Below are 23,406 nucleotides of genomic sequence, written 5' to 3'. Positions count from 1 at the left end.
GTCAGACGTTGAACAGGAAGTTCATCACGTCGCCGTCGTGCACGACGTATTCCTTGCCTTCGGCGCGCATCTTGCCCGCTTCCTTCGCGCCTTGTTCGCCCTTGTACTGGATGTAGTCGTCGAAGGCGATGGTCTGTGCGCGGATGAAGCCGCGCTCGAAGTCGGTGTGGATCACGCCGGCCGCTTGCGGCGCGGCGTCGCCCACGTGGATCGTCCAGGCGCGCACTTCCTTCACACCTGCCGTGAAGTACGTTTGCAAGCCCAGCAGCTTGAAGCCCGCGCGAATCACGCGGTCGAGGCCCGGCTCGTCCATGCCCATGTCGGCCAGGAACTCGGCCTTGTCGGCATCGTCCATGTCCCCGATTTCCGCTTCGATGGCAGCGCACACCGCCACGACCGGCGCGTTCTCGGCTTCGGCGTACTTGCGCACCGCTTCCAGATGCGGGTTGTTCTCGAAGCCGTCGTCCTTCACGTTCGCGACGTACATCGTCGGCTTGGCCGTGATCAGGCAGAACGGCTTGATGAGCGCCAGTTCGTCGTCGGAGAGCTTGAGCGAGCGCACCGGACGTGCTTCGTTCAGCACCGGCACGATCTTTTCCAGCACGGCCACCAGCTTTGCCGCTTCCTTGTCATTGCCCGATTTGGCTGCCTTCGTATAGCGTTGCAGCGCCTTCTCGACGGTGCCCAGATCGGCCAGCGCCAGTTCGGTGTTAATGACTTCGATGTCCGAAATCGGATTCACCTTGCCTGCGACGTGAATGACGTTTTCGTCTTCGAAGCAGCGCACGACGTGCGTGATGGCGTCCGTTTCGCGGATGTTGGCGAGGAACTGGTTGCCCAGACCTTCACCCTTCGAGGCACCGGCCACCAGACCGGCGATGTCCACGAATTCGACCGTCGCCGGCATGATGCGCTCGGGCTTCACGATCTCGGCGAGCTTGCCCAGACGCGGGTCCGGCACTTCCACCACGCCGACGTTCGGCTCGATGGTGCAGAACGGGTAGTTTTCGGCCGCAATGCCCGCTTTGGTCAGCGCGTTGAAAAGGGTCGACTTGCCGACGTTGGGCAAACCGACGATGCCGCATTTGAGGCTCATGCTAAATCCTGTCTGGCTTGGTAAGTGCGCGCCGTCGAATGCACTGGGGATGGTGGCCAACTAGCCAATGCGGCCAGCGATTGCGTCGCGGAAAGTCCGCTATTGTACCCGTTCTGCCGCCAAAAGCGCCTGAACAGGACGCTTGCCGCAGCAGAAGCCTTCGCACCTGACGTCGACGTCGCGCCAGCCGGCCCGGTTCAGCTCAGTTGCTTGGCCGAAAACGTGTCGCACTTGCGCATGTCGCCCGTTTGCAGCCCTGACGCAGCCAGTACACCCGCTGAGCGCTCGTGCCGTGGGTGAACGACTCGGGCACCACGCGTCCCTGCGATTGCTGTTGCAGACGGTCGTCGCCAATGGCGGCCGCCGCTTTCAGGCCTTGCTCGACGTCGCCCGGCTCAAGCAACTGGTCGTTCGCCCTGGCCGCATTGGCCGCCCAGACGCCCGCGAAGCAGTCCGCCTGCAATTCCAGCCGCACCGACAGCGCATTGGCTTGCGCCTCGCTGACTCGGCGGCGCGTCTCGTCGAACTTCTGGGAGATGCCGAGCAGATTCTGGATGTGATGGCCGACTTCGTGCGCGATGACGTACGCCTGCGCGAAATCGCCGCCAGCGCCGAAACGTTGCCGCAGTTCGTCGTAGAACTGCAAGTCGATGTACACCTTGCTGTCGCCCGGGCAGTAGAACGGGCCCATCGCGGTCTGGCCGGTGCCGCACGCCGTAGGCGTCGCGCCCGAGAACAGCACCAGCTTCGGCGGCACGTACTGACGGTTAATCTGCTGCGGGAAGACCGTCGTCCAGGTGCGCTCGATGTTGCCGAGCACCTTGCGGGTGAAAACGGCCTTCGGGTCGTTGATCTGCGCCTGCGTGGGCGCGGATTGGGGCTGAGACTGCGTCTGCCCCTGAATCATCTGCGAACCCTGAATGATGACGCGCGGGTCGATCCCGAAGAAGTATGAGGCGGCGAGCGCAACCACGATCGTGCCGATGCCGATGGTGGTACGTCCACCGAATCCGCCACCTCGGCGGTCTTCGACGTTCTGGCTTTCTTGTTCGTTGTCGAGGCGCATCGGAAGCTCCCTATGTAATCTCGTTACCGCTATGCGCGGAAGTATAGCGCCCGCCAACGGAGTGCGACGCTGTGTCCCAGCGGCGTGGGCGAGGCAGGACGTCACGCCTGCGGCGGGCGTGCGACAATACGCCATCTCAATTTCGGAACCAGCCGTCTTGCGCGATTCAGGCGCTGGCGCTGCATTTGCCGCATGTCTCAAACGCATTCCTCCAGCCAGACGCACGATGTCGTCGTCGTCGGTGGCGGTCTGGTCGGAAAGGCCGCCGCCTTGCTTCTTTCGCAGGCGCGCCTGTCCGTCGCGCTGCTCGCGCAACCCGCAGCCCCCGCCCCGACGGGCGGTGACATGTGGGATGCCCGCATCTATTCGCTGTCGTCCAGTTCGCAAGCGCTCTTCGAGCGCATGCGCGTTTGGCAGGCCGTCGATCCGGCACGCGTCAATCCCGTCTATGACATGGAAGTGTTCGGCGACGAGCGCGGCAGTCTGCATTTCTCCGCCTATCAGGCTGCGGTGCCGCAACTCGCCTGGATTGCCGAGTCGTCGAATCTGGAGCGCGCGCTGGACGCGGCCCTGCGTTTCTCCCCGCAAGTGCAATGGCTGGACGCTCGCGCCGAATCGCTCGAAGTCGACGCGGCCGCCGCATCGGTGCGCCTGTCGGACGGCAAGACGCTGCGGGCCTCGCTGGTGGTCGGTGCCGATGGCGCGCACTCGTGGGTGCGCAGCACGGAAGGCCTCGACGGCACGGTGCATCCCTACGAGCAACTGGGCGTCGTGTGCAACTTCCGCGCGGAACGTCCGCATCGCGATACCGCATTCCAGTGGTTCCATGACGGCGAAATCGTCGCGTTGCTGCCGCTGCCCGATCAGCGCGTCTCGCTGGTCTGGTCCGCTGCCGACGATCATGCGAAGCATCTGCTTGCGCTTGATCCCAAAGAACTCGCACAGCGCGTCGGAACGTTCTCGAACGGTGAACTTGGTCAGTTGACGCCTGTCTCAGCGCGCGCTCAGGGTTTTCCGCTTGTACTGGCGCAAGCCAGGCGTCTGATCGCGCAGCGCGTGGCACTGATCGGCGACGCGGCGCATGTGGTGCATCCGCTCGCAGGACAGGGCATGAACCTCGGTTTGCGCGACGTGGCGTCGCTCGGCGATGCGCTCGCCGGGCGCGAATCGTTCCGCGACTGTGGCGACGCTGCGGTGCTACGTCGTTACGAGCGCGCTCGCAAGGAAGACATCGGCAGCATGGCGTTCACGACGGACGGCTTGCATAAGCTGTTCTCGACGAGCAGCCCGCTCGCGAAGTTCGTTCGCAACGCGGGCCTCGACGGCGTGAACATGCTGCCTTTCGTCAAGAAATTCCTGATCGGCCGCGCCCTGGGCTGACCCCTACGGCGCAAGCGCCGGCAACCCTGCTACAGGCAAGGTCAGCCGGTCGCGCCTCCCGCTCGTCACATTTCTGGAGATTTTCGATGTTGCAACGTTATCGCGCCGCGGCGTCCGCCGGATGGGTTCTCGCCGCAGTCTGCGCAGCCACCTTCACGACGTCTGCCGTCGCGCAAAACAAGCCCGACGCAACCCTCGACCGCGTGAAGGCCGCCGTGCAGAAGACGCTCGGCGCCGATGCGCCAGTCAAAGCAGTGGCGCGCACGCCGATTCCCGGCCTCTTCGAAGTATCGGTCGGCGGCGAGATCCTTTATGCGGACGAGAAGGCACAGTACGTGATTCTCGGCGGCAATCTGGTCGACACGAAAACGCGTCAGAACCTGACCGAAGCGCGTCAATCGGAACTCAACAAGGTCGACTTCGCCAAGCTGCCGTTCGATCGCGCGTTCAAGTACGTGAAGGGCAACGGTAGCCGCAAGATCGCGGTCTTCTCCGATCCGAACTGCCCGTACTGCAAGCGCTTCGAAGAAACGCTCAAGAGCTCGAAGATCGACAACATCACCGTCTATACCTTCCTGTACCCGGTGCTCGGCCCGGATTCGGATGCCAAGTCGAAGGCCATCTGGTGCGCGCCCGATCAGCTCAAGGCATGGCACGACTGGATGCTCGACAAGAAGGCCCCGCCGACCCCGACGGCCAAGTGCGACGACAAGCCCGTCAAGGACAACTTCGCGCTGGGTCATCAGCTCAACATCACCGGAACGCCGACGATTATCCTGTCCGATGGACGTCGTCTGCCGGGTGCCGTGCCCGCCGAAGAACTGGAAAAGGCGCTCGCGACGGTCAAGTAAGTTACCGTCCGCTCGCCCCCTCCGAGAACAAGAAGCCGCCCTCTCATGAAAGCCACGTCTGCACCCATCGCCGTTCGGTACGCGATCGTTCCGAAGTCGCCCGCCGCCCATTTGTTCGAAGTGACCGTCACGGTCTCGAATCCTGCGCCCGAAGGCCAGCGTTTCACGCTGCCGGCGTGGATTCCGGGCAGCTACATGGTGCGCGAGTTCGCCCGCAACATCGTGACCATCGGCGCGACGTGCCGGGGTCGCAAGATCGCGCTCGACAAGCTCGACAAGCACACGTGGCAGGCCGCGCCGTGCAAGGGCACGCTGATCGTGACGTATGACGTGTACGCGTGGGATCTGTCGGTGCGCGCCGCGCATCTGGACGACACGCACGGCTTCTTCAACGGCACCAGCGTGTTCCTGCGCGTGCAGGGGCAGGAACACGCCCCGTGCGAGATCGACGTGCTGCGTCCGCGCGGCGCTGCGTTCAAGGCGTGGCGCGTCGCTACTGCGCTGGAACCTGCGCAAGGCACGGCGGCGCTCGATTTCGGGCGCTATCTGGCTGTCGATTACGACGAACTCATCGATTCGCCGGTCGAGATGGGGACGTTCGTGCACGGCACGTTCAAGGCCTGTGGTGTGACGCACGAAGTCGCCATCACCGGGCCGGTGCCGAATCTTGATCTGGATCGTCTGCTGCGCGACATGAAGAAGATCTGCGAGGCGCAGATCCGTTTGTTCGAGCCGGGGGCCAGTTCGCGCTCGCGCGTGCCGATGTCGCGCTACGTCTTCCTGCTCATGACGGTCGGCGACGGCTACGGCGGTCTGGAGCATCGCGCATCGACCGCACTGCTTGCGAGCCGTAACGACCTGCCGGTGCAGGGACAGGCGCGCATGAGCGACGCCTATCGCGGCTTCCTCGGACTGGTGAGCCACGAGTACTTCCACACGTGGAACGTCAAGCGCATCAAGCCTGCGGCGTTCGCGCCGTATACGCTGGATCAGGAGAATTACACGCGCCTGCTGTGGCTGTTCGAGGGCTTCACGTCGTATTACGACGATCTGATGCTCGTGCGCAGCGGCGTGATTGCGCCGAAGGACTATTACGAACTCGTGGCGAAGACGGTAGCGAACGTGCTGCGCGGCAGCGGCCGTCTTAAGCAGACCGTCGCCGAGAGTTCGTTCGACGCGTGGACGAAGTACTACCGTCAGGACGAGAACGCGCCGAACGCCATCGTCAGCTATTACACGAAGGGCTCGCTCGTGGCGCTCGCGCTGGATCTGACGATTCGTGCGCAGACGCGCGGCCAGAAGTCGCTCGACGATGTGATGCGCGCGCTGTGGCAGCGCTACGGTCGCGACTTCTATCGCGGCGCGCCCGAAGGGATTGCGGAAGACGCCGTTCAGCCATTCTTCGAAGCGGTTTCGGGGCTCGACCTGTCGGCGTTTTTCGCGACGGCGATCAATGGCACGCGCGACTTGCCGCTGGCGACGCTGCTCGAGCGTGTCGGTCTGACGCTCGAACCGGTGACGCCGGAGAACGGTCGTCCGGCCATGGGCGTGAAGACCGCCAAGCGCGGCGATGAAGTCACGCTGGCACAGGTGCTCGACGGCGGTGCGGCACAAGCCGCCGGTCTGTCGGCGGGCGACTCGCTGGTCGCCATCGACGGCTTGCGTGTGACCTCGGGCAATCTCGACAAGCTGCTCGAGCGCTATCGTCCGGGCGACCGGGTGACGCTGCACGCCTTCCGCCGCGACGAGCTGCGTGAGACGTCGCTCACGCTCGATGCGCCTGAGGTGTCGCAGTACCGCATTACCGAAACACGCGATCGCGCCGCTGCGCAGCGACGCGAGAAGTGGCTGACGGCCTGAGCGGCCGTCGGTTCGCACTTCACCGTTCCTTCCTTGCGATCATCCCGCGCTCGTTCTGAGCGCGGGATTTCAACGCAGCACTCAGTGCTGCATCAGCTTTGCAACGGCCCCGGCACCGACGGGTCGCGATTCTCCTCCGGACACGTCCGCGCCACCGCGAGCATGTGCTCGATGAACGCTTGCGTCTTGCGCGGCAGGAAGCGGCGTGACGGCGTGACCAGATGGACGGAGCTCTCGGGCAACGACCATTCGGGCAGTACCTTCACGAGGCGTCCGGACTTAAGGGCGTCTTCGGCCAGAATGTCCGTGAGCGCGGCAATGCCGCTGCCTGCGAGCGCCATCTCCTTGACCATCCCCATGCTGTTGGCCTGAATCGCCCCGTGCATGGTGATGTCGACGCGTTGGCGGCCCTTGTGCAGCGTGTCGGAATTGAACAGACGCCGTGCCCCTTGCAGGATGATGAAGCGATGGCCGTCCAGTTCGTCCGGGCTACCCGGCAGCCCCGTTGCGCTGAGATAAAGCGGGCTCGCGTAAAGGCTGCGGGTGAGTTTAAGGAGCGGACGCGCGACCAGGGTGGAGTCGGAAAGCTGACCGGCGCGAATGGCGACGTCGACACGTTCGGCGATCAGATCGACGTGGCGCGAACTCAGGTCCACGTCGACGGTGATTTCGGGAAAGGCCGCGCAGAAGGTCGCGAGCGGCACGGCGAGCCATTGCGTGGCGAAGTCGGCCGGCGCGGTGATGCGCAAACGTCCGCGGGGTTTGCTCGACATTTGCGACGCAAAGTCCCGCGTCTCTTCCACTTCTTCGAGGATCGGCAGGCATCGCTCGTAATATGCCTCGCCGACTTCCGTCAGTTCGAGTCGGCGCGTGGTCTTGTGGAGCAGCTTCGTGCCGAGGCGCGTTTCGAGTCGCGACAGACGCCGACTCACGGTCGCCTTGGGCAGATCGAGCCGCTCGCCGGCCCGCGTGATGCTGCCCGAGCGCACGACCTCCGCGAAGATCAGCATGTCATTCAGATCGTCAATCATCGCGCGCGCTCCCTGTGACGCGGTCATTCGGTATGAGGTCGCGCCATGATGCAGCGAAATCGGCGGTGCTGCCCTCCGATCCTGCGGCGCTTCGTCATTGTTCCAAAATGGGAACAAACAATTCGATTTTAGCGGCTTGTTTCATTTTTGGGGGTAACTAGAATTCATCCCAAGCCGACGCGCAATTCAAGGCGACCCCAGAACGGGCACCTGGCGCGAACGGATTGACGAACTTTCGGGAACACCCCCGGCTCTGGAGCCAGTGACATGACCACCATTCTGCAAATCAATTCCGCCGCCCGCTCGCAAGGCGCCAACTCGACCACGCTCGCTAACGAAGCCGTGGCCCAACTCGTCGCCAAGAATCCCGGCGCGAAGGTCGTTGTGCGTGACCTGCTGGCCGATGGCGTGCCGCACCTCGACGAAGCCGTGATCGGCGCATTCTTCACGCCGGAAGAGCAGCGTTCGGACGAACAAAAGGCCATCATCGCTCGCAGCGACGCGCTGATCGCCGAGATCCAGTCCGCCGACACCATCGTTTTCGGCGTGCCGCTGTACAACTTCCAGGTGCCGACGCAGCTCAAGGCGTACTTCGACTGGATCGCCCGTGCCCGCGTGACCTTCCGTTATCGTGAAGACGGCACCGTGGAAGGCCTGATTCAGGGCAAGAAGGTGATCGTGGCGTTCGCACGCGGCGGCAACTACAAGGACACGCCGGCCGACAGCCAGACCCCGTACATCAAGACGATTCTCGGCTTCCTCGGCATGACGGACGTGACGTTCATCTACGCCGAAGGCCTCGCCCGTGGTCCGGAATCGGCGGCTGCTGCATTCGCCGGTGCTCGCGAAGCCATCGCTGCGCTGTAATCGCCGAATCGCCGTTGCCTCTCCCGCACGCGCAGGTTCCCCCATGGCCCATCCGACGCCCCAGCATCCGCGTCTGACCAAACGTCCGGCCGCCCATGCCGGTGCGAACGCCATCCCGCGCGTGCTTCCCGTCTCCCGTCCCGGCCGATGTGCGGCTGCGGCGGGGGCGGGTGTTTTCGATCAGGTCGAGCACACGGACCCGTTCCTGTCGGTCGACCTCTTCCGTCGTCATGGCGCGTGTATTCCGCCGCATCCGCATGCCGGATGTGTGGTGGCGACGTATCTCTTTCCCGAATCGACGACTTCGCTGCGCAGCCGTCACGCCCACGGTGGCGACGACACGCTGCATCCCGGCGATCTGCTCTGGCTGGAAACGAATTGCGGCACGGTGCATGAAGACGTGCCGGACAACGCATGCGCCTCGGTGCGCGGCGTGCGCATGGTCGTCAGTCGTGCGGGACAGCATCCGCACGGCGCACCGGTACAGACGGTCGTGCGCGCCGGGTCGATGCCGCGCTGGCGCGAGGGTGACGTCGAACTGACATTGGTCTGCGGACGCTGGGCTGAGCATGCGGTGGCGCGCAACGAAGGCGGTTGCACGACATTGCTGCAACTCGACTGGCATGCCGACGCGGTTCGGACCCTCGACATTCCGTGCGACGGCCGCCGTTGGATCGCGTTGATCGCACAGGGTGATGCGGCGCTCGCCGGACACCCGTTGCGCGCCGAAGGCAGCGTTCAGGCATTGTTGTTGCCGCCCGGCACGTGGCAACTGGCGGGACGCAGCGGCGCACGACTGATGCTTGTCGGCGGCGAACCGCTGGACGCCCCAGTGGTCTATCGCGGCAACTTCGCCGCACGCGACGAAGCCGATCTGGTCGCCCTCACGCGCCGCTATCAGCAAGGATCGATGGGCGTGCTCACGCCTGCATGTAACGAGGCGGAGTAGTTACTGCGTTACGTTGGCCTTCAGAAGCGCCTGTCGAATCCGCTGGACTTTGATGGCGTAGTTGGCGATCCCGATCATCGACGATTCGTCGTCGTTACTTTCGCTGTCTCCCCCGAAATGCAGGCCGACGACCTTGCCATCCGATAGGCGTATGACGGGCGAACCGGAGTTGCCTTCCCACGTCGACGCGTCATAGGCGAACTGTGATTCGTCCAGCATCGGTCCGGGAATGACGTAGCCCGGTGCAAATCGCTCGACGGAGAACGGTACGGACTGATCGGGAAGCCCGAAGACGGCCTTGATCTGTTCACTATTCAGGCTCGTGCAGAGCTTGCCGCCGGAGGCCGTGCCGCACATCAAAGGAGGTGCGGGATACCCTATCACCGCGACACGATCCTGTTCTCCCAGATCGTAAGTGTCCGCCAGTGGGGCAGGCGGTGGTAGCGCATTGTCTTCGGTGCGAAGAATTGCGAAGTCGGCGTATTTGTCGTCCAGATTGCCGACATCTTCGATTGCGACGATGCGCACATTGCGCGGGGTCGTACGAGAGAGGCACTTCGAGTATTCCCACGGGAATGACACTCTGAGCACCAGCTTATCCTTCTTCATGTGCCATTTACCAGCACCGTCGATATATGCGTATTCCTGAATGACGTGGCGATTCGTCATGACATGCGATTTTCCGACAACGAAAACGGTCGCTCCCGGCTGACCAACGACCGCCTGTTCGTTCTTGTACGTGAAGATGACGCCGACGCTGCGCGCTACTGCAGCGATCGGGCTCGATACCTGATCGATCGCGTTCTTCCACGCATCCGGATCTTTGAACTGACCATTGAGAATCGGGGCGCCGGAACAAATGCCATATGTCGGGCGCATGGTCTTCAGGATGGTTTCCAGGCCTGTGACGATCTTGTCGGGCGACGTCGGCGGTTTGCCGTCGATCAGCTGATTGGCAGAGGCGATGTTTTCGCGCGTCTGCACAATGATATACAGGCGAGATTTGGCTTCAGCGGACTTCTTGCCGAAGAGCGAAGCTTGTTCTTGCTTCAACAATCGATCCTGCCGATTCAGTATCTTCTTGATACCCGATGCGCGGGCTTCATCGAGCACTTGCGACTTGGCCTCAGGTGAAATGTTGGCAACGGGAGATTGAGCGAGCGCGTGCGGGCCGATCCCAAGCATTAGCACGCAAGCGGCGATCAGGTGGGTAAGTCGGCTCATTGCTTCCACGCTTGCGGAACGGCGCGCACGGCAGCATCTGCGGCGGCATATTGGGTCTTGGCCTTCTCGAAGTCCGCTTTCAGTTCGTTGAAAAGCGCGACGAGATCTGAAATCGGGACGTGCTTATCGTCGACCAGCGTGACGAGCTGAGCCTCCGCATCGATGAGCTTTTGGCGCACGATGACCGGCGACGGGCTGGCGCTGAGCGCGTCGTATTCGGCGAGTTGTTCGTTCGCCAGCAAGCCCAGTTCACGAATGCGAATGTCGTCGGCGGCGGCCGAGATGCCGTCGGGCGTGACGAATATTTTGCGGAAGGTGGCCAACGGGCGTTGCAGCGCGACCATCTGGCGATTGGTCCACGCGTTCTCAAGAGACTTCGCGCGAAAGTCGTTGTTCATCACCTTGTCGAATTCCTTGTGGTAGGCGTGAACATAATCCGCGAAGCGCTCCTTGGCGGCCATGTCGTTGTAAGCCGTCATTCCCGTCTCAACAAGCGCGATGATGGCCTTGTAGGCTTCGACGGCCAGCGGAATGGCGACAAACGGCGTCTCCTGGTCGCCGTCTGTCGTCTTACGGCCTTTCCAGGTGCCGAGTTTCACCGCAAGGTCCTCCGCGCACTTTCGCACCGCGTCTTCCGGTGCGACCGTGTCGGGCAGACTGGCAACCTCAATCGGTTGGCGCGCCTCTTGGAAGCGCTTCCATTGGCCACCGATCGAAGCATCGCCGGGGGCTAGCACCGTCTTGAGACCGGTCGAATACGTAGCCGAAAACCTCATAGCTGCGCGTTCCCGAACGAAGTCATCGGCCCCGGCGCAAACGAAGCGGGCGAACCCGAGTTCATTTTTCGTATTGATGTCCGCGTTCGGTGCGGTTCGGAATGTCCGGACGTAGTACTCGACGGCCTCCGCACGCCGTGCGCGCGGACGTGCCTGACGCTCCGTCTCGAGCGCGCTCGCGGACGCCTTCACTGCGCCATCGAATCCATCGGCAGCGCTTTGCAAGGTTTCTGTTTTTCGGAACTGAATCGCCGAACATCCCGCGAGTGCGGCGATGGCGACAACGATGACGAACGACCGCGCGGCATTGGCACACGCGGTGACAGCGACACCCCGATTTGCCATCTCGAACCCCCGTACGAATAGGCAAACTGCGTTATGAAGAACGTCTTCTGATGGTTTTCACGCGTTGCGGGGACGCTCGAATGGCGTCCCGTCTGCGGCGCGGCGTCATCATGTCACGCAGATCGGGGGCACACAATGAAACGGGCGGTGTGAGTCGGGTGTTTGAAATCAGGATTCGCTGTAACAACGAATCGAGGTGGCGTCAGCCCGATCAGCAACCTGAGCGGACTGACAACGACGCGCTTACTGATGGAAGTTCAGCGTCAGCATGGCGGTACGGCCCGGTGCCCACGTGGCGTAGATCGGGTACGCGCTGGCGTAGTACTTCTTGTCGAAGATGTTCTGCACGTTCAGTTGCAGATCGACCGAGCGCGACACACGGTACGTGGCGACCGCGTCGAAGCGGGCGTAACCCGGCGTCCACTTGCGAACGGTGGACGACACCGATGCGTAGGTCAGGCTCGAGAGCGTCATGCCTGCGCCCAGCGTGAGCTTCGGCATCACCTCGTAGTCGGTCCAAAGCGTCAGGTTGTGCTTGGGCACCATCACCATTGGCAGACCGTTCGAGCCCGGCGCAGCGGCAGGACCGGCGTCGGTCGTGATCGCGTTCAGGTACGAGTAGCCGCCGAACACGCGCCAGTGGTTCGTCAGATTGCCCGCCCAGCCGAGTTCTGCACCGCGCACGCGCTGACTACCGGCGTTGATCGTGCCGCCCAGACCGTCGGAGACGCGAGCGTTCGTCTTGTCCGTCTGGAACAGCGCGGCGGTCAGCGACAGGCGCTGGTCGATCACGTCCCACTTCGCGCCGACTTCGATGTTGCGGCTGCGCTCGGGCGAGAGGTTGTTGTTGGTCGCCGTGATCTGATCGGTACCGCCGCCCAGACCGCTGTTCGCGCCCGGCGGGTTGGCCGACGTGCCGTATGACGCATACAGGCTCAACGACGGCAATACCTTGTAGACCACACCCAACTGGAAGCTGAACAGATTCGAGGTGTTGTTAAGGTCCGGTGCGCCCGCTTGCACGGCGCTCACGTCGAAGCGGTCGAAGCGCGCACCGGCATTGAGCAGCCAGCGCTCCGAGAGCTTCACGCTGTCGAACAGATAGGCCGATGCGGTGTTCGTGCGCGTGTTGGTGGCAGCGCCCGGGAAACCCTTGTCGCCATTGAGCGTGAGACTACCGGTCCACGGATTGTCCGGGTTCCAGTTGCCGATGGTCGTGCAGTTGTAGGCGACCGAGCACGGACCGCCCGAGCGGATGTTGTTGCCCGCGCTGTCCGCGACGAGATAGCCCTCGTAACGGCTTTGCTCGTTGCTGAACTCCAGACCCGTCGTGAGCGTGTGCTCGAAGCCGAACAGCGTGGCCTTGCCGGTCAGTTCCGTCTGATTGGCGATGCTGTTGGTGGCGTACTTACCGCTCTTGGCTTGCAGCGAGATGATGTTCGACGTGGCCGACTGGAACTGCGGGTTCGTGGCGACGTAATCGAGCGTCGAGCGCCCGACCATCGTGGTGTTCTTGAACTTCCATGTGTCGTTGATGCGATGTTCGACCTTGATTTCGCCTGTGTCCGTCTGACCACGACGGTAATCGCGATTGTTCAGACCATAGAACTGATTGCGCTGGAAGCCGCCGTCCGGCGTGCCGCCCGCCGAGCGGAACGGCGCGCTGAAGTCCGGCATGTCGTACGAATTCAGGTGGTAGTAGCTGATCGTGACGGTCGTTGGGCTGTTCAGGCCGAACGCTACCGACGGTGCGATACCCCAGCGCTTGCTGTAGATGTTGTTGCGACCGGCCTGATCGGCGTCGTGACCCATCACGTTCAGGCGCACGGCGGTCTGGTCGTTCACCTGACGGTTCACGTCCATCGTCAGACGCTTGTAGCTGTTGGTCCCGAGACCGAAGCTCGCGTTGGTGAAGTCTTCCAGTCGCGGTGTCTTCGTGGTGATATCGATGCTGCCACCCACGGCGCCACGTCCGGCGTAGACCGAGTCCGGACCCTTGATGACGCTGATGTTCTCGATGTCGAACGTCTCGCGATTCTGCACGCCCGAGTCGCGCATGCCGTCCACAAAGATCGAGTTACGCGATTCGAAGCCGCGAATCACAGGACGGTCGGCCGACGGGTTTGCCGCAGCGTCGCCACCGAGGAACGTGATGCCGGGCACGGTCTTGAGCGCGTCGGCGAAGGTCGTGGCGTTCGTCTGCTTGATCAGCTCTTCGGGAATGACCGTGATCGAGCGCGGCGTGTCGCGCAGCGGGGCGACGAACTTGTACGACGGCAGTGTCTTGGTCTGCATGGCCGACGGCACGGCGCTGTCGTTGACCTGCGTCGTGGGCAGCGCGACGGTCGGGGCGTTGGTCGAGCCAGCGGCTTGCGGCGCGGCGTCGCCGGGGTTCGTGGGGTTGGCGGGCGTTTGAGCGTGAGCGGACTGGGCGGCGAAGCTGCCAGCGACGACCAGGGCGCAGGCGACGGCGAGCAGACGCTCGCGCGTCTGAAAGGCGGTAGACATACGTGTGTTCCAGCTGCGGCGCCACCTTCGGACACTTCGCAGGCCAGGTAACGCACGGTTTAGTAGTTTTTGTTAATGAGACTGATATAGATTCTCATTACGGGAAGGGAGTGTAATGGCATCGCTTTTGTATGTAAATGCTTACAAGTGTATGTCGGATCGTATACGGTGAGCTAAGTCAATCCAGCGCAGTCTGCGTGATTCATTTTTGTATGTTATAGCGATCTTTTTATGTGTTAATTACAAAAATGATCGTTATGGCATACATAACTCGTTTTCGTTTTTGTCGGCGTTGGCTATCATGGGAAGTGAATTTCCCGAAAGTGATCGCCATGACCGACTTTTCCATCGATGTGCTGCCAAGCCAGTTCGGGGCCAGTTTTCAGCGGGCCCGCAAGGCTCGCAAGCGTTCGCAACTCTGGGTTGCCGAGCATGCTGGCCTGAGTCGCATGACGATCGTTCAGCTGGAAAAGGGCGAGAATGTCGGCCTTCATGCGGTGATGAAGGCGCTGGGTGCGCTGGATCTCGGACTTCGTCTCGATACCGCGCGACTGAACTACGACGACATACGTCGCATGGACGACGACGATGGATGATGCCAAGCTCACATCCCTGATCATCGGTACCCCGCAGGGCGATGCCGGTTCTCTCACGAAAGAATCGCGCTACGTCTTCAATTACGCCACTTCGGAACGTTCGCGCGAAGTGTCGCTCGTCATGCCGTATCGCGCCGAGAGTTACGCCGACACCGCCTTACCCAGTGTCTTCGCCATGAATCGGCCCGAAGGCTATCTGCTCGACAAGCTTCGGGAGCGTTTCGGCAAATTCATGCGCCTTGACGACATGCGGCTGCTCGCGATCACCGGGGCCAATCAAATTGGTCGACTGCGATACTTCGTGCCGGAGACGCCGCGCGAGTCGTTGCGGGCAGAAGTGGGACTGTCGACGCTGCTGACCTCTGGGGCAAGCGACGAGTTGTTCGACCATCTCGTCGGCCTCTACCTGTCGTCGGGCATTTCCGGATTCCAGCCCAAGGTCATGATGCCGGACGCCGATGCGATCACACCCCTCGTAGAAAAAAGCACGGCGGTCACGCCGGACCTGATCGTCAAGGCTGCCGGAGAAGACTATGCGCATCTTGCGCAAAACGAGTTCCTTTGCATGGCCGCCGCCCGTGAAGCCGGGATGACCGTGCCGGATTTCTGGCTCTCCGACGACGGATCGTTGTTCGTCATGCGACGTTTTGACCTCGAGGGCGACGCGCGGCGACAACTCGGATTCGAGGACATGGCGGTGTTGCTGGGGCGCTCAGCCGAACAGAAGTACCTCGGCTCCTACGAAAGGATTGCCGAGATGATTGGCTATTTATGCGCCGAGAACCGCGCTGAGAGTCTCGCGCGATTCTTCGACTATGTGACGTTGTCCGTGATGGTGCATAACGGCGATGCGCATCTCAAGAACTTCGGCCTGATCTACGACCATCCCGGCGGACGCGCGCCATCGCTGGCACCTTTGTTCGACGTCGTGACGACGTCGGCATATTCACACTTCGATCCTCAGTCGGGACGGACACTGACGGATCGGACCCTGGCGCTCAAGCTAAACAAGCAGCGAACGTACCCCGACCGGAAGGCGCTGATGGCATTCGGCAGAACCGTATGTGGTGTCGCTCAGCCTGAGCGGGTTGTCGAGCGTATCGAGACCGCGATGCGGGCGACGCTCGACGAACACGCACCTCGCATCGACCCCGAATTCCTCGACGTCATGCGCCGTGAGTGGGCGCAAGGCTGCTCCGCAGTGGGCCCCGCGAAGCGCTTCGCCGTGCGCGCGTGACTACGCCGGTACCCGCCAATCGACGGGCGTCTTACCGTGTTTTTCGAGAAACGCGTTGGCGGCGCTGAAGTGACCGCAGCCGAGAAAGCCGCGATGGGCCGATAGCGGGGAGGGGTGCGGCGCTTCGAGCAGCAGGTGGCCGTGACCAGTGAGCAGAGGGGCTTTTGCCTGTGCATGACTGCCCCACAGCAGGAACACCAGCGGGCCTTGCTGTTCTGCGAGGCCGCAGAGCAAGGTGTCCGTGCACGCTTGCCATCCGCCCTTCTTGAACGGCTTCGCGTGGCTCGCGGCATTGCCAGCTTCGACGGTGAGCGTGGTGTTCAGCAGCAGCACGCCCTGTTTCGCCCACGCGTCGAGGTTGCCATGCGACGGTGGCGCGATGCCCAGATCCCGCTCGATCTCTTTGTAGATATTGCGCAACGACGGCGGCACGCGCACGCCACGCTGCACCGAAAACGCCATGCCGTGCGCCTGGGCAATGCCGTGGTCGTCGCCGTGATAGGGGTCCTGTCCGAGGATGACCACTTTCACGTCCTTCGGCGACGTCATGCGCAGCGCATGGAAAATGTCCGCCGGATAGACGGTCTTGCCCGCTGCGACTTCGGCGTCGACGTATTGGCACAGCGGGGTGTATGCGTCGCTCTGCACGAACGGCGCGACCAGTGTTTTCCACGCTGGCGGCAGCGCGGCGAACTGATCTTCGACGCGGCCCTTCAACGGACCCGCCACAGTGTCGGCCCTCCCGGTACGGTCGCTCGGATGAGCGGAGGCGGCACGATCGACGCTCCGGGTGTCACCCGTGTCGTTCGTCCCGTGCGACCCGTCGAAGAGAACGCCTTGTCGCGCCTTGTCGGTGTTCGGGGCGGTTGCGGTTCGTGAGCGTGATGCCATGCGTGATGTCTGCTGAATTAACGGTTCGTCGAAGTGCGAGGTCGAAGCGTGTTCAACCGCCCAGTACCTTTTGACGCAGACGATAGCCGCGCTGCGCCTTGCTGACGTTGTCGCTGTGCAATTCCGGCAAGACCGCGCGCAGGTCTTGCGCGAGCGCCTGGAGAATGCGTTCGCCCTGAGCGTCGCGGTCGTCGTCGGGCGCATCCAGCAATTCCAGTTCCACTTCAATGAGCGGTTCCGTGTGACGCTGACCATCGGCCTGCACGGCGACTTCGCCACGATCGAACGCGATCTCCACGACGGTGCCGTCACCCGCGACATAGCGCGACAGGCGTCGCACGAAGTTCGTCTCGAACTGCGCCACGACCTTTGCACCTTCGTCTCGCAACAGCGCGGCTGTTGCAGGCACATCGCAGGCGGCGATGAGCGGCGCGAGTTCAAGTGCCTCGCCGTGCACGGCCTGCTCCCACTCGTGACGCACATGCAGCCCGTCACGCGCTTCGCCCACCGACTTGAGCGTTTGCAGCCATTGCCCGGCATGACCGTCTCGGGCGACGTAGCGCAGTCGCAGCGCAGCCTTGGCGCCTGCGAGCGCGAGGTACGGCGTATCGAAATAACGATTGACGAGGTGACGTTCGCCGCGCGCATCGCTGCCGGGCAACCGGTCGAGATGGGCGATCAGCGCGTCGGCGCGTGCTGCGGGAAGGTCGCCCGGGAGGGCCAGTTTGAGTTCGCGTTCGATGGCCATCGGGGCCGCTCCTGTGTGCGGGATGGCGGGCGAGCCGGGCATCGCAACACCGTGCCGGAGCGACGCGTCTTGCCGGAAGTCGGGCGGTGCCCCATCACAGGACACCGCGCCATCGACCGCTTGCGTGACTCGCGAAGACGCGCGTCAGCGGGGCATGTCGAACAGGGTAGCGAGTGCGTCGCCCGGCTCGGGCGCGCGCATGAAGGCTTCGCCGACGAGAAAGGCATTGACGTTGGCCGCGCGCATGCGCGTTACGTCGTCACGCGAAAGGATACCCGACTCCGTCACGACCAGACGATCTTGCGGGATATGTTTCAGCAGGCCGAGCGTAATGTCGAGCGAGACTTCGAAGTTATGGAGGTTGCGGTTGTTGATGCCCAGCAGCGGGGTGCGCAGTTCCAGTCCGGCGTCCAGCTCCTGAGCGTTATGCACTTCGACGAGCACGGCCATGCCCAGCTCGTTCGCCTGCGCTTCGAGATCGCGCATGTGCGAGAGTTCCAGCGCAGAAGCGATGAGCAGAATACAGTCGGCACCCATGTCGCGGGCCTCATATACCTGATACGCGTCGATCATGAAGTCCTTGCGCAGGACCGGCAGATCGCACGCGGCACGCGCGGCCTTGAGGTACGCGGGCGCACCCTGGAAGAATTGCGCGTCGGTGAGTACCGACAGGCACGCTGCGCCGCCCTGCTGATACGACTCGGCGATCTGCGGCGGCACGAAATTCTCGCGAATCACTCCCTTCGACGGGCTGGCCTTCTTGATTTCGGCGATGACACCGGGCAGACCGGCGTCGATCTTCGTGCGCAGTGCGCCCACGAAATCGCGGGTGCGCAGCGCGCTGTCGCCAACGGTCGCTTCTGCGTCGCGGCGCAGGCTCGCGAGGTCACGCACACGCTTGGCGGCGGCGACTTCTTCGGCCTTCACGGCCAGGATCTTGTCGAGAACGGTAGACATATCGGTAGTAAATGACTCTTCGGCTACTGAAGGTTACGCCTTGAAGCGTTGCGTGTATGTGACGAATTCGTGGAGCTTTTCGCGGGCCGCGCCGCTGGCGATGGACTCGCGCGCCATCTCGATGCCATCGGCAATCGCCGGCGCGCGATTGGCCGCATAAAGTGCGGTCCCGGCATTGAGCGTCACGATCTCGCGGGCAGTGCCCTCGGCGTTGTTGAGCGCTTCGATCAGCATCGTCTTCGATTCCTCGGCGCTGCCGACCTTCAGGCTGCGATTGCTCACCATCTGCAAACCGAAGTCTTCCGGGTGAATTTCGTACTCGGTGACCTTGCCGTCCTTCAACTCGCCGACGAGCGTGGCGGCGCCGAGCGAGACTTCGTCCATACCGTCCTTGCCGTAGACGACAAGCACGTGCTCCGCGCCCAGACGTTCCATCACGCGTACCTGAATGCCGACCAGATCCGGGTGGAACACGCCCATCAGCTGATTCGGTGCGCCGGCCGGATTCGTGAGCGGGCCGAGAATGTTGAAGATCGTGCGCACGCCCATTTCCTTGCGAATGGCGGCGACGTTCTTCATCGCAGGATGATGGTTCGGGGCGAACATGAAGCCGATGCCGACCTCGCGCAGGCACTCGGCCACTTGCTCGGGCGAGAGCATGATGTTCACGCCGAGCGCTTCGAGCACGTCGGCGCTGCCCGACTTCGAACTGACGCCACGGTTGCCGTGCTTGGCGACCTTCGCGCCCGCGCCGGCGGCGACGAACATCGAGGCCGTCGAGATGTTGAACGTATGCGATACATCGCCACCGGTGCCCACGATGTCGACGAAATGCTCATCGGCGGGGGCGTCCACGTGATTGGCGAATTCGCGCATGACCTGCGCGGCAGCGGCGATCTCGCCGATGGTTTCCTTCTTCACGCGCAGACCGGTGATGATCGCAGCCGACATGACCGGCGAGATCTCGCCCTTCATGATGAGACGCATCAGATGCAGCATCTCGTCGTGGAAGATCTCGCGGTGTTCGATCGTGCGCTGAAGCGCTTCTTGTGGAGTAATCATGGATTGTCCTCTCCTGTGTCGGTTTTTGTCGGGGGCACAGCGCGCGTGGGCTGACTCTGGCGCGCCTCGGGATATCTCAGGCGGCCATGGCCGCACGCGGCGCAGCTTGCACAAAGTTGCGCAGCACGGCGTGGCCATGCTCCGACAAAATCGATTCGGGGTGGAATTGCACGCCTTCGACGTCGAGCGTCTTGTGGCGCACGCCCATGATCTCGCCATCGTCCGTCCATGCGGTGATCTCGAGACATTCCGGCAGCGAGGCGCGCTCGATGGCGAGCGAGTGGTAGCGGGTGACGGTAAAGCGCTTGGGCAGATTCGCGAAGACGCCTTGTTGCGTGGTTTCGATCTCGCTCACTTTGCCGTGCATGATCTGTTGCGCGCGAATGACCTTGCCGCCGAACGCTTCGCCAATGGCCTGATGGCCGAGGCAGACGCCGAGGATCGGAATTTCACCGGCGAAGCGCTTGAGTACGTCGAGCGTGATGCCTGCGTTGGCCGGGCAACTCGGGCCGGGCGAGAGGCAAATGCGGTCGGGGGCAAGCGCGGCAATGGCGTCGAGCGAGATTTGGTCGTTGCGGAAGACTCGGACGTCTTCGCCCAGTTCACCGAAGTACTGGACGATGTTGTAGGTAAACGAGTCGTAGTTGTCGATCATTAGCAGCATGATGGTCCCTGTTCGTCTGGTGACAAAGGATTGTCGAGCGCATGGAATTTGCGAGTGTCCCCTGAGCGTGCCCCCACATTGACTTTGCGATCCGCGGGGGAGGGCGCTATGGGGATGAGATAGACGTGGCGGGTTACCGCCACCAGCGCAGGGCGGCGGTCAGGGGCGACCAGAGGAGGGAGGAAGACTGATGCGACTTCATGGTGATGCCGATTGTAGCAGCAACTCCGGCGAGCCGTGAACGGGTGTCGCAAAAAGCGGCCATTCGACGAAATTCGGGCGTCTTATGGCCGATTCCCGCAAGAATGTGCGTCTGATGGCGGCCCGTTTTCGACGATTCTGCGACACGGGCCGCGGCGCAGACCCGGGCGACCCACGGTCGTCGGCCGCCTTGTCCGCGCGCGAAAGACCGTTGCGAACCGGCTTGAATCACTTCCCGGACGCAAGAGCCGCCGGGGTTTGCCGAAGATGGCGATGCAGCGTGTCGCGCAAACGCGCGGCTGTGAGCTCGCCGAGATGGGCCTCGACGAGGCGGCCGTTCGTATCGAAATACAGCGTGGTGGGTAGGGCGCGGGCCCCGGCCGCGCGCATGGCCTCCGACTGGGGATCGAGCAGCAGGTGGTCGAACGTCAGTCCCTGCGATTGCACGAACTCGGCCACCGTCTGTGCCGACTCGCCCTGATTGATCATCAGGAAGCGCACGTCGGGGTAGTCCGTCTGCGCCTGCGCGAGCACCGGCATTTCGCGTCGGCACGGCGGGCACCAAGTGGCCCAGAGATTCATCACGATGGGCTGGCCGCGATGACTGTCCAGTGCAATAGCACGGCCGTCGAGGCTGGAGAGCGTGAGCGATGGCAGCGGCGGCGCATCGCGTAGCGCGACGCTCAGGCCGGTGAGCATCACGCCCCAGAGCGCCAGACCCGCGGCCATGCCCGCGAGCATCGGCCGTCGCTGCGTTCGATGACGGCGCGTGCGCCAGAGACCCCATGCCAGCGCGGCGACGGTACCGGCCCAGACGTTGAAGCCGCCGTCGCCAATCGCAACGAACGACCACGGCCGCGCGGCGTATTCGGGCCACCAGCGAATGACGTAGGCCGCGCGCGCGGCGAACAGACCGACGAAGAGGGCGTCGAGCAGCACGCTGGCGGCGACGCGTCGCGATGGCGCATCCGTCTTTCGCAGCAGATAGCGCGCGACCAGCCACGCGAGGATGGCTGCCGCCGCGAGGGCCGCCGTCTTCGCGGAGAACGGGCCGAGTCCGATCATGAAGCCTCCGTGTCTTGTGCCGCATCGAGCCGTTGCAGGAACGTCTGTGCGGTCATTTCGCCGACCATGCGATGTGCACGCACCTCCTTGCCCGTTGCATCGACGAGGATGAGCGTAGGCGGTCCCATCACGCCCCAGCGCTTCATCAGCGCCTGATCGACATCGTCGTTCTTCGTGACGTCGGGGCGCAGCACCTGCATGCGTGCCAGACGTGCGGCCACTGCCGGATCCCCGAAAACGTTGCGCTCGATCACGTGGCAACTCACGCACCAGTCGGCGTAGAAATCGATGAGCGTCCATTGCCCGTTGGCGGCGGCTTGTGCGATGCGCGCGTCTACGTCCTGTTGGGATTTGACGCTGACGTAATCCACCGGTTTTCCCATACGTTGGCCCGTGCCGTCGTTTCCGGCGAGCGCCACGTTAGCCGGTCGTTCCAGCGGGCGCAACAGCGACTCACCGCCTGAGGCCGCGCCGACCAGCAGCAGTATCGACCAGAGGGCGGCGAGCGTCGAGGTGAACACGAGCGTCCAGCACGCCGGTTTGCCGCGAAGCGCCCACGCCCAGCCCGCGATGCCGACGGCAAGACCGACGCCGAGCGCGCCCCATAGCGCGAGGGTGACATGGCCGGGCAGGAAGCGGCTCAGCATCTCGATGGCCATTCCGGCCATCACATAGCCGAAGGCGATACGCACGCGTACCATCCACGGTCCCGGGCGCGGCAGCACACGTGCACCGAACAGCGAAATCGCCAGCAACGGCATGCCCATGCCGAGGCCCATCGCGAACAGCGCGCCGCCACCCATCCATGCGTTGCCCGTCTGGCTGATGTAGAGAAGCGCCCCTGCCAGTGGTGCCGTCATGCAAGGGCCGACGAGCAGGGCGGAGAGGAAACCGAGTGCGGCCGCGCCCGCGAGACTGCCGCCCGTGCGGTTGCGACCGGCGGCGTCCAGACGATCCATGACGAAGGCGGGCAGGCGCAGTTCGAACAGTCCGAACAACGACGCCGCCAGTACCAGAAAGAGCGCGGCGAACGCGCTCAGGAGCCATGGCGATTGAAGCGTCGCCTGGAGATTGGCACCGGCCAATGCGGCCGCGACACCGACGCTCGCGTAAGTGAGCGCCATCGCGACGACATACGCCGACGAGAGCGCCAACGCGCGCCACGGCGACGGGCGGTTCCCGACGATCATCGTGGAGACGATAGGCACCATCGGCAGCACGCATGGCGTGAACGCCAGTAGCAGGCCGAAGCCGAAGAAAAGTAATTTTGCGGCGATGGGGTCGAGTGCTGCGAGTTGGGCGGCCGCGGCCTGATCGGCGGCCAGCGGCGGGGTGTCGCCCGCCGTTTCAGGTGCAGCCGACGTGAGCGCTGAGTCGGCGGCGATGGCGTTCGCCGTCCCCCCTGAACTTGCCGACGCCGAGGTCTCGACTGGGGCAGTGAGGGCCGCCAGCATCGACGATGCGTCCTTCGCTGCCACGCGCGGAACATCACCGGACAGCGAAATTTTCATCTTCTGTGGCGGGTAGCAGATGCCAGCCTTTGCACAGCCTTGCCAATGAAACGTGACGAAGTCCGACGTCGATGCAGGCAACTTCGGTTGCAGATCGTCGTCATAGTAGATCTCGCTTTCTCCGAAGAACTCGTCGACGTGCCGGGTGCCATCGGGAATCGAGAACGAGACCGGTTTGCCGTTGGCATTCTCCACGCGAATCGAATGACGATAAACATAGTGATCCTTAGCAATCCTGCTGCCGATGACAATGTCGTCGCCTTCGCGACGGGGTGTGTCGAGACGCAGCACTTGGGAGACGTCGAGCACCTGGTCGCCGGACTGCCACGGTAGCGCGGCGGCGGCGGGCGTCACGAGGGCGACGCGAAGCGCGCCGAGCGCGCTGAGAAAAATCACAAAGATGAAAACTAGTCGACGAAGCAATCTGTCCTCCTCGGGTCGGTCGAAGCGAGACAGAGCGTGGCGCAGGACGATTAACTGAGCGTTAATACCTCATCTCACCGTCCACCTTGCGTCAACGC

Annotated in this window: 19 protein-coding genes and 1 pseudogene; 7 read left to right on the top strand and 13 right to left on the bottom strand. The window is 63.1% G+C overall.

The annotated features are described in order from the left end of the window. Position 1 precedes the first annotated feature (1 nt). Together ychF and ypfJ are read right to left on the bottom strand one after the other, a co-directional pair. Complete coding sequence (gene ychF, locus MB84_RS22170; RefSeq protein ID WP_046289918.1) at positions 2-1,096, bottom strand: redox-regulated ATPase YchF; 1,095 nt, start codon at positions 1,094-1,096, stop codon at positions 2-4. A 197-nt stretch (positions 1,097-1,293) separates the two neighbouring features. Continuing rightward, a pseudogene (ypfJ, locus tag MB84_RS22165) lies at positions 1,294-2,162 on the bottom strand (KPN_02809 family neutral zinc metallopeptidase). A 192-nt stretch (positions 2,163-2,354) separates the two neighbouring features. Here ypfJ and MB84_RS22160 point away from each other — a divergent pair. From MB84_RS22160 to MB84_RS22150, 3 genes are all read left to right on the top strand, one after another. After that, positions 2,355-3,542 carry a UbiH/UbiF family hydroxylase gene (locus tag MB84_RS22160; RefSeq protein ID WP_046289917.1) on the top strand — a complete coding sequence of 396 codons (1,188 nt, stop codon included), beginning with the start codon at positions 2,355-2,357 and terminating at the stop codon, positions 3,540-3,542. An 86-nt stretch (positions 3,543-3,628) separates the two neighbouring features. Further along, on the top strand, positions 3,629-4,393 hold the full coding sequence (locus MB84_RS22155) for a DsbC family protein (protein WP_046289916.1): 765 nt from the start codon (positions 3,629-3,631) through the stop codon (positions 4,391-4,393). Positions 4,394-4,438: 45 nt separating this feature from the next. After that, positions 4,439-6,253, top strand: coding sequence for a M61 family metallopeptidase (locus MB84_RS22150; RefSeq protein WP_046289915.1), 1,815 nt, complete (start codon positions 4,439-4,441; stop codon positions 6,251-6,253). A gap of 92 nt (positions 6,254-6,345) precedes the next feature. On the opposite strand, the gene MB84_RS22145 is transcribed toward MB84_RS22150, so the two are convergent. Continuing rightward, complete coding sequence (locus tag MB84_RS22145) at positions 6,346-7,284, bottom strand: LysR family transcriptional regulator (RefSeq protein ID WP_046293146.1); 939 nt, start codon at positions 7,282-7,284, stop codon at positions 6,346-6,348. A gap of 267 nt (positions 7,285-7,551) precedes the next feature. Between MB84_RS22145 and MB84_RS22140 the strand changes: the two genes are divergently transcribed. Both MB84_RS22140 and MB84_RS22135 read left to right on the top strand, forming a co-directional pair. Next, entirely contained in the window at positions 7,552-8,151 is a 600-nt protein-coding gene (locus MB84_RS22140) for an FMN-dependent NADH-azoreductase (protein WP_046289914.1), read from the top strand. A gap of 43 nt (positions 8,152-8,194) precedes the next feature. Then, a complete protein-coding gene (locus MB84_RS22135; protein WP_046289913.1) occupies positions 8,195-9,100 on the top strand; it encodes a pirin-like C-terminal cupin domain-containing protein in 906 nt (301 codons plus the stop codon). Here the strand turns inward: MB84_RS22135 and MB84_RS22130 are convergent, their stop codons facing one another. From MB84_RS22130 to MB84_RS22120, 3 genes are all read right to left on the bottom strand, one after another. Further along, positions 9,101-10,324, bottom strand: coding sequence for a trypsin-like serine peptidase (locus tag MB84_RS22130; protein WP_084009929.1), 1,224 nt, complete (start codon positions 10,322-10,324; stop codon positions 9,101-9,103). Then, positions 10,321-11,445: a hypothetical protein gene (locus tag MB84_RS22125; protein WP_046289911.1), complete on the bottom strand. Its 1,125-nt coding sequence runs from the start codon at positions 11,443-11,445 to the stop codon at positions 10,321-10,323. The genes MB84_RS22130 and MB84_RS22125 overlap by 4 nt, the downstream gene beginning before the upstream one ends. 243 nt (positions 11,446-11,688) lie before the next feature. Next, the gene (locus MB84_RS22120) at positions 11,689-13,953 is read right to left on the bottom strand and encodes a TonB-dependent receptor (RefSeq protein WP_046289910.1); all 2,265 of its coding nucleotides are present in this window, start codon (positions 13,951-13,953) and stop codon (positions 11,689-11,691) included. 332 nt (positions 13,954-14,285) lie between these two features. Between MB84_RS22120 and MB84_RS22115 the strand changes: the two genes are divergently transcribed. Together MB84_RS22115 and MB84_RS22110 are read left to right on the top strand one after the other, a co-directional pair. Next, complete coding sequence (locus tag MB84_RS22115; protein WP_052652677.1) at positions 14,286-14,549, top strand: helix-turn-helix domain-containing protein; 264 nt, start codon at positions 14,286-14,288, stop codon at positions 14,547-14,549. Next, on the top strand, positions 14,542-15,786 hold the full coding sequence (locus tag MB84_RS22110) for a type II toxin-antitoxin system HipA family toxin (protein WP_046289908.1): 1,245 nt from the start codon (positions 14,542-14,544) through the stop codon (positions 15,784-15,786). The genes MB84_RS22115 and MB84_RS22110 overlap by 8 nt, the downstream gene beginning before the upstream one ends. On the opposite strand, the gene MB84_RS22105 is transcribed toward MB84_RS22110, so the two are convergent. From MB84_RS22105 to dsbD, 7 genes are all read right to left on the bottom strand, one after another. Beyond that, a complete protein-coding gene (locus tag MB84_RS22105; RefSeq protein WP_046289907.1) occupies positions 15,787-16,677 on the bottom strand; it encodes a uracil-DNA glycosylase in 891 nt (296 codons plus the stop codon). Between the two features lie 52 nt (positions 16,678-16,729). Beyond that, positions 16,730-17,425, bottom strand: coding sequence for a CYTH domain-containing protein (locus MB84_RS22100; RefSeq protein WP_046293145.1), 696 nt, complete (start codon positions 17,423-17,425; stop codon positions 16,730-16,732). Positions 17,426-17,569: 144 nt separating this feature from the next. Beyond that, positions 17,570-18,382, bottom strand: a complete 813-nt coding sequence (gene trpC, locus MB84_RS22095; RefSeq protein WP_046289906.1) for an indole-3-glycerol phosphate synthase TrpC — start codon at positions 18,380-18,382, stop codon at positions 17,570-17,572. 33 nt (positions 18,383-18,415) lie between these two features. Continuing rightward, entirely contained in the window at positions 18,416-19,444 is a 1,029-nt protein-coding gene (gene trpD, locus MB84_RS22090) for an anthranilate phosphoribosyltransferase (RefSeq protein WP_046289905.1), read from the bottom strand. 76 nt (positions 19,445-19,520) lie between these two features. Next, on the bottom strand, positions 19,521-20,108 hold the full coding sequence (locus tag MB84_RS22085; protein ID WP_046289904.1) for an anthranilate synthase component II: 588 nt from the start codon (positions 20,106-20,108) through the stop codon (positions 19,521-19,523). 429 nt (positions 20,109-20,537) lie between these two features. Beyond that, the gene (locus MB84_RS22080; protein ID WP_046289903.1) at positions 20,538-21,374 is read right to left on the bottom strand and encodes a TlpA disulfide reductase family protein; all 837 of its coding nucleotides are present in this window, start codon (positions 21,372-21,374) and stop codon (positions 20,538-20,540) included. Then, complete coding sequence (gene dsbD / locus MB84_RS22075; RefSeq protein ID WP_046289902.1) at positions 21,371-23,308, bottom strand: protein-disulfide reductase DsbD; 1,938 nt, start codon at positions 23,306-23,308, stop codon at positions 21,371-21,373. Before dsbD ends, MB84_RS22080 begins: the two co-directional genes overlap by 4 nt. Positions 23,309-23,406: the final 98 nt, after the last annotated feature.

Origin of the sequence: Pandoraea oxalativorans, assembly GCF_000972785.3 — a bacterium.
In the GTDB taxonomy this organism is placed as follows: Bacteria; Pseudomonadota; Gammaproteobacteria; order Burkholderiales; family Burkholderiaceae; genus Pandoraea; species Pandoraea oxalativorans.
The sequence above is the reverse complement of the archived record's forward strand: the minus strand, read 5'-3'. Positions and strand labels throughout refer to the sequence as shown.

Excerpts from the sequence above, each read along its gene's own strand:
- ychF (WP_046289918.1), bottom strand. The coding sequence starts at position 1,096 with ATGAGCCTCAAATGCGGCATCGTCGGTTTGCCCAACGTCGGCAAGTCG.
- MB84_RS22160 (WP_046289917.1), top strand. The coding sequence starts at position 2,355 with ATGTCTCAAACGCATTCCTCCAGCCAGACGCACGATGTCGTCGTCGTC.
- MB84_RS22155 (WP_046289916.1), top strand. The coding sequence starts at position 3,629 with ATGTTGCAACGTTATCGCGCCGCGGCGTCCGCCGGATGGGTTCTCGCC.
- MB84_RS22150 (WP_046289915.1), top strand. The coding sequence starts at position 4,439 with ATGAAAGCCACGTCTGCACCCATCGCCGTTCGGTACGCGATCGTTCCG.
- MB84_RS22145 (WP_046293146.1), bottom strand. The coding sequence starts at position 7,284 with ATGATTGACGATCTGAATGACATGCTGATCTTCGCGGAGGTCGTGCGC.
- MB84_RS22140 (WP_046289914.1), top strand. The coding sequence starts at position 7,552 with ATGACCACCATTCTGCAAATCAATTCCGCCGCCCGCTCGCAAGGCGCC.
- MB84_RS22135 (WP_046289913.1), top strand. The coding sequence starts at position 8,195 with ATGGCCCATCCGACGCCCCAGCATCCGCGTCTGACCAAACGTCCGGCC.
- MB84_RS22130 (WP_084009929.1), bottom strand. The coding sequence starts at position 10,324 with ATGAGCCGACTTACCCACCTGATCGCCGCTTGCGTGCTAATGCTTGGG.
- MB84_RS22125 (WP_046289911.1), bottom strand. The coding sequence starts at position 11,445 with ATGGCAAATCGGGGTGTCGCTGTCACCGCGTGTGCCAATGCCGCGCGG.
- MB84_RS22120 (WP_046289910.1), bottom strand. The coding sequence starts at position 13,953 with ATGTCTACCGCCTTTCAGACGCGCGAGCGTCTGCTCGCCGTCGCCTGC.
- MB84_RS22115 (WP_052652677.1), top strand. The coding sequence starts at position 14,286 with ATGACCGACTTTTCCATCGATGTGCTGCCAAGCCAGTTCGGGGCCAGT.
- MB84_RS22110 (WP_046289908.1), top strand. The coding sequence starts at position 14,542 with ATGGATGATGCCAAGCTCACATCCCTGATCATCGGTACCCCGCAGGGC.
- MB84_RS22105 (WP_046289907.1), bottom strand. The coding sequence starts at position 16,677 with ATGGCATCACGCTCACGAACCGCAACCGCCCCGAACACCGACAAGGCG.
- MB84_RS22100 (WP_046293145.1), bottom strand. The coding sequence starts at position 17,425 with ATGGCCATCGAACGCGAACTCAAACTGGCCCTCCCGGGCGACCTTCCC.
- trpC (WP_046289906.1), bottom strand. The coding sequence starts at position 18,382 with ATGTCTACCGTTCTCGACAAGATCCTGGCCGTGAAGGCCGAAGAAGTC.
- trpD (WP_046289905.1), bottom strand. The coding sequence starts at position 19,444 with ATGATTACTCCACAAGAAGCGCTTCAGCGCACGATCGAACACCGCGAG.
- MB84_RS22085 (WP_046289904.1), bottom strand. The coding sequence starts at position 20,108 with ATGCTGCTAATGATCGACAACTACGACTCGTTTACCTACAACATCGTC.
- MB84_RS22080 (WP_046289903.1), bottom strand. The coding sequence starts at position 21,374 with ATGATCGGACTCGGCCCGTTCTCCGCGAAGACGGCGGCCCTCGCGGCG.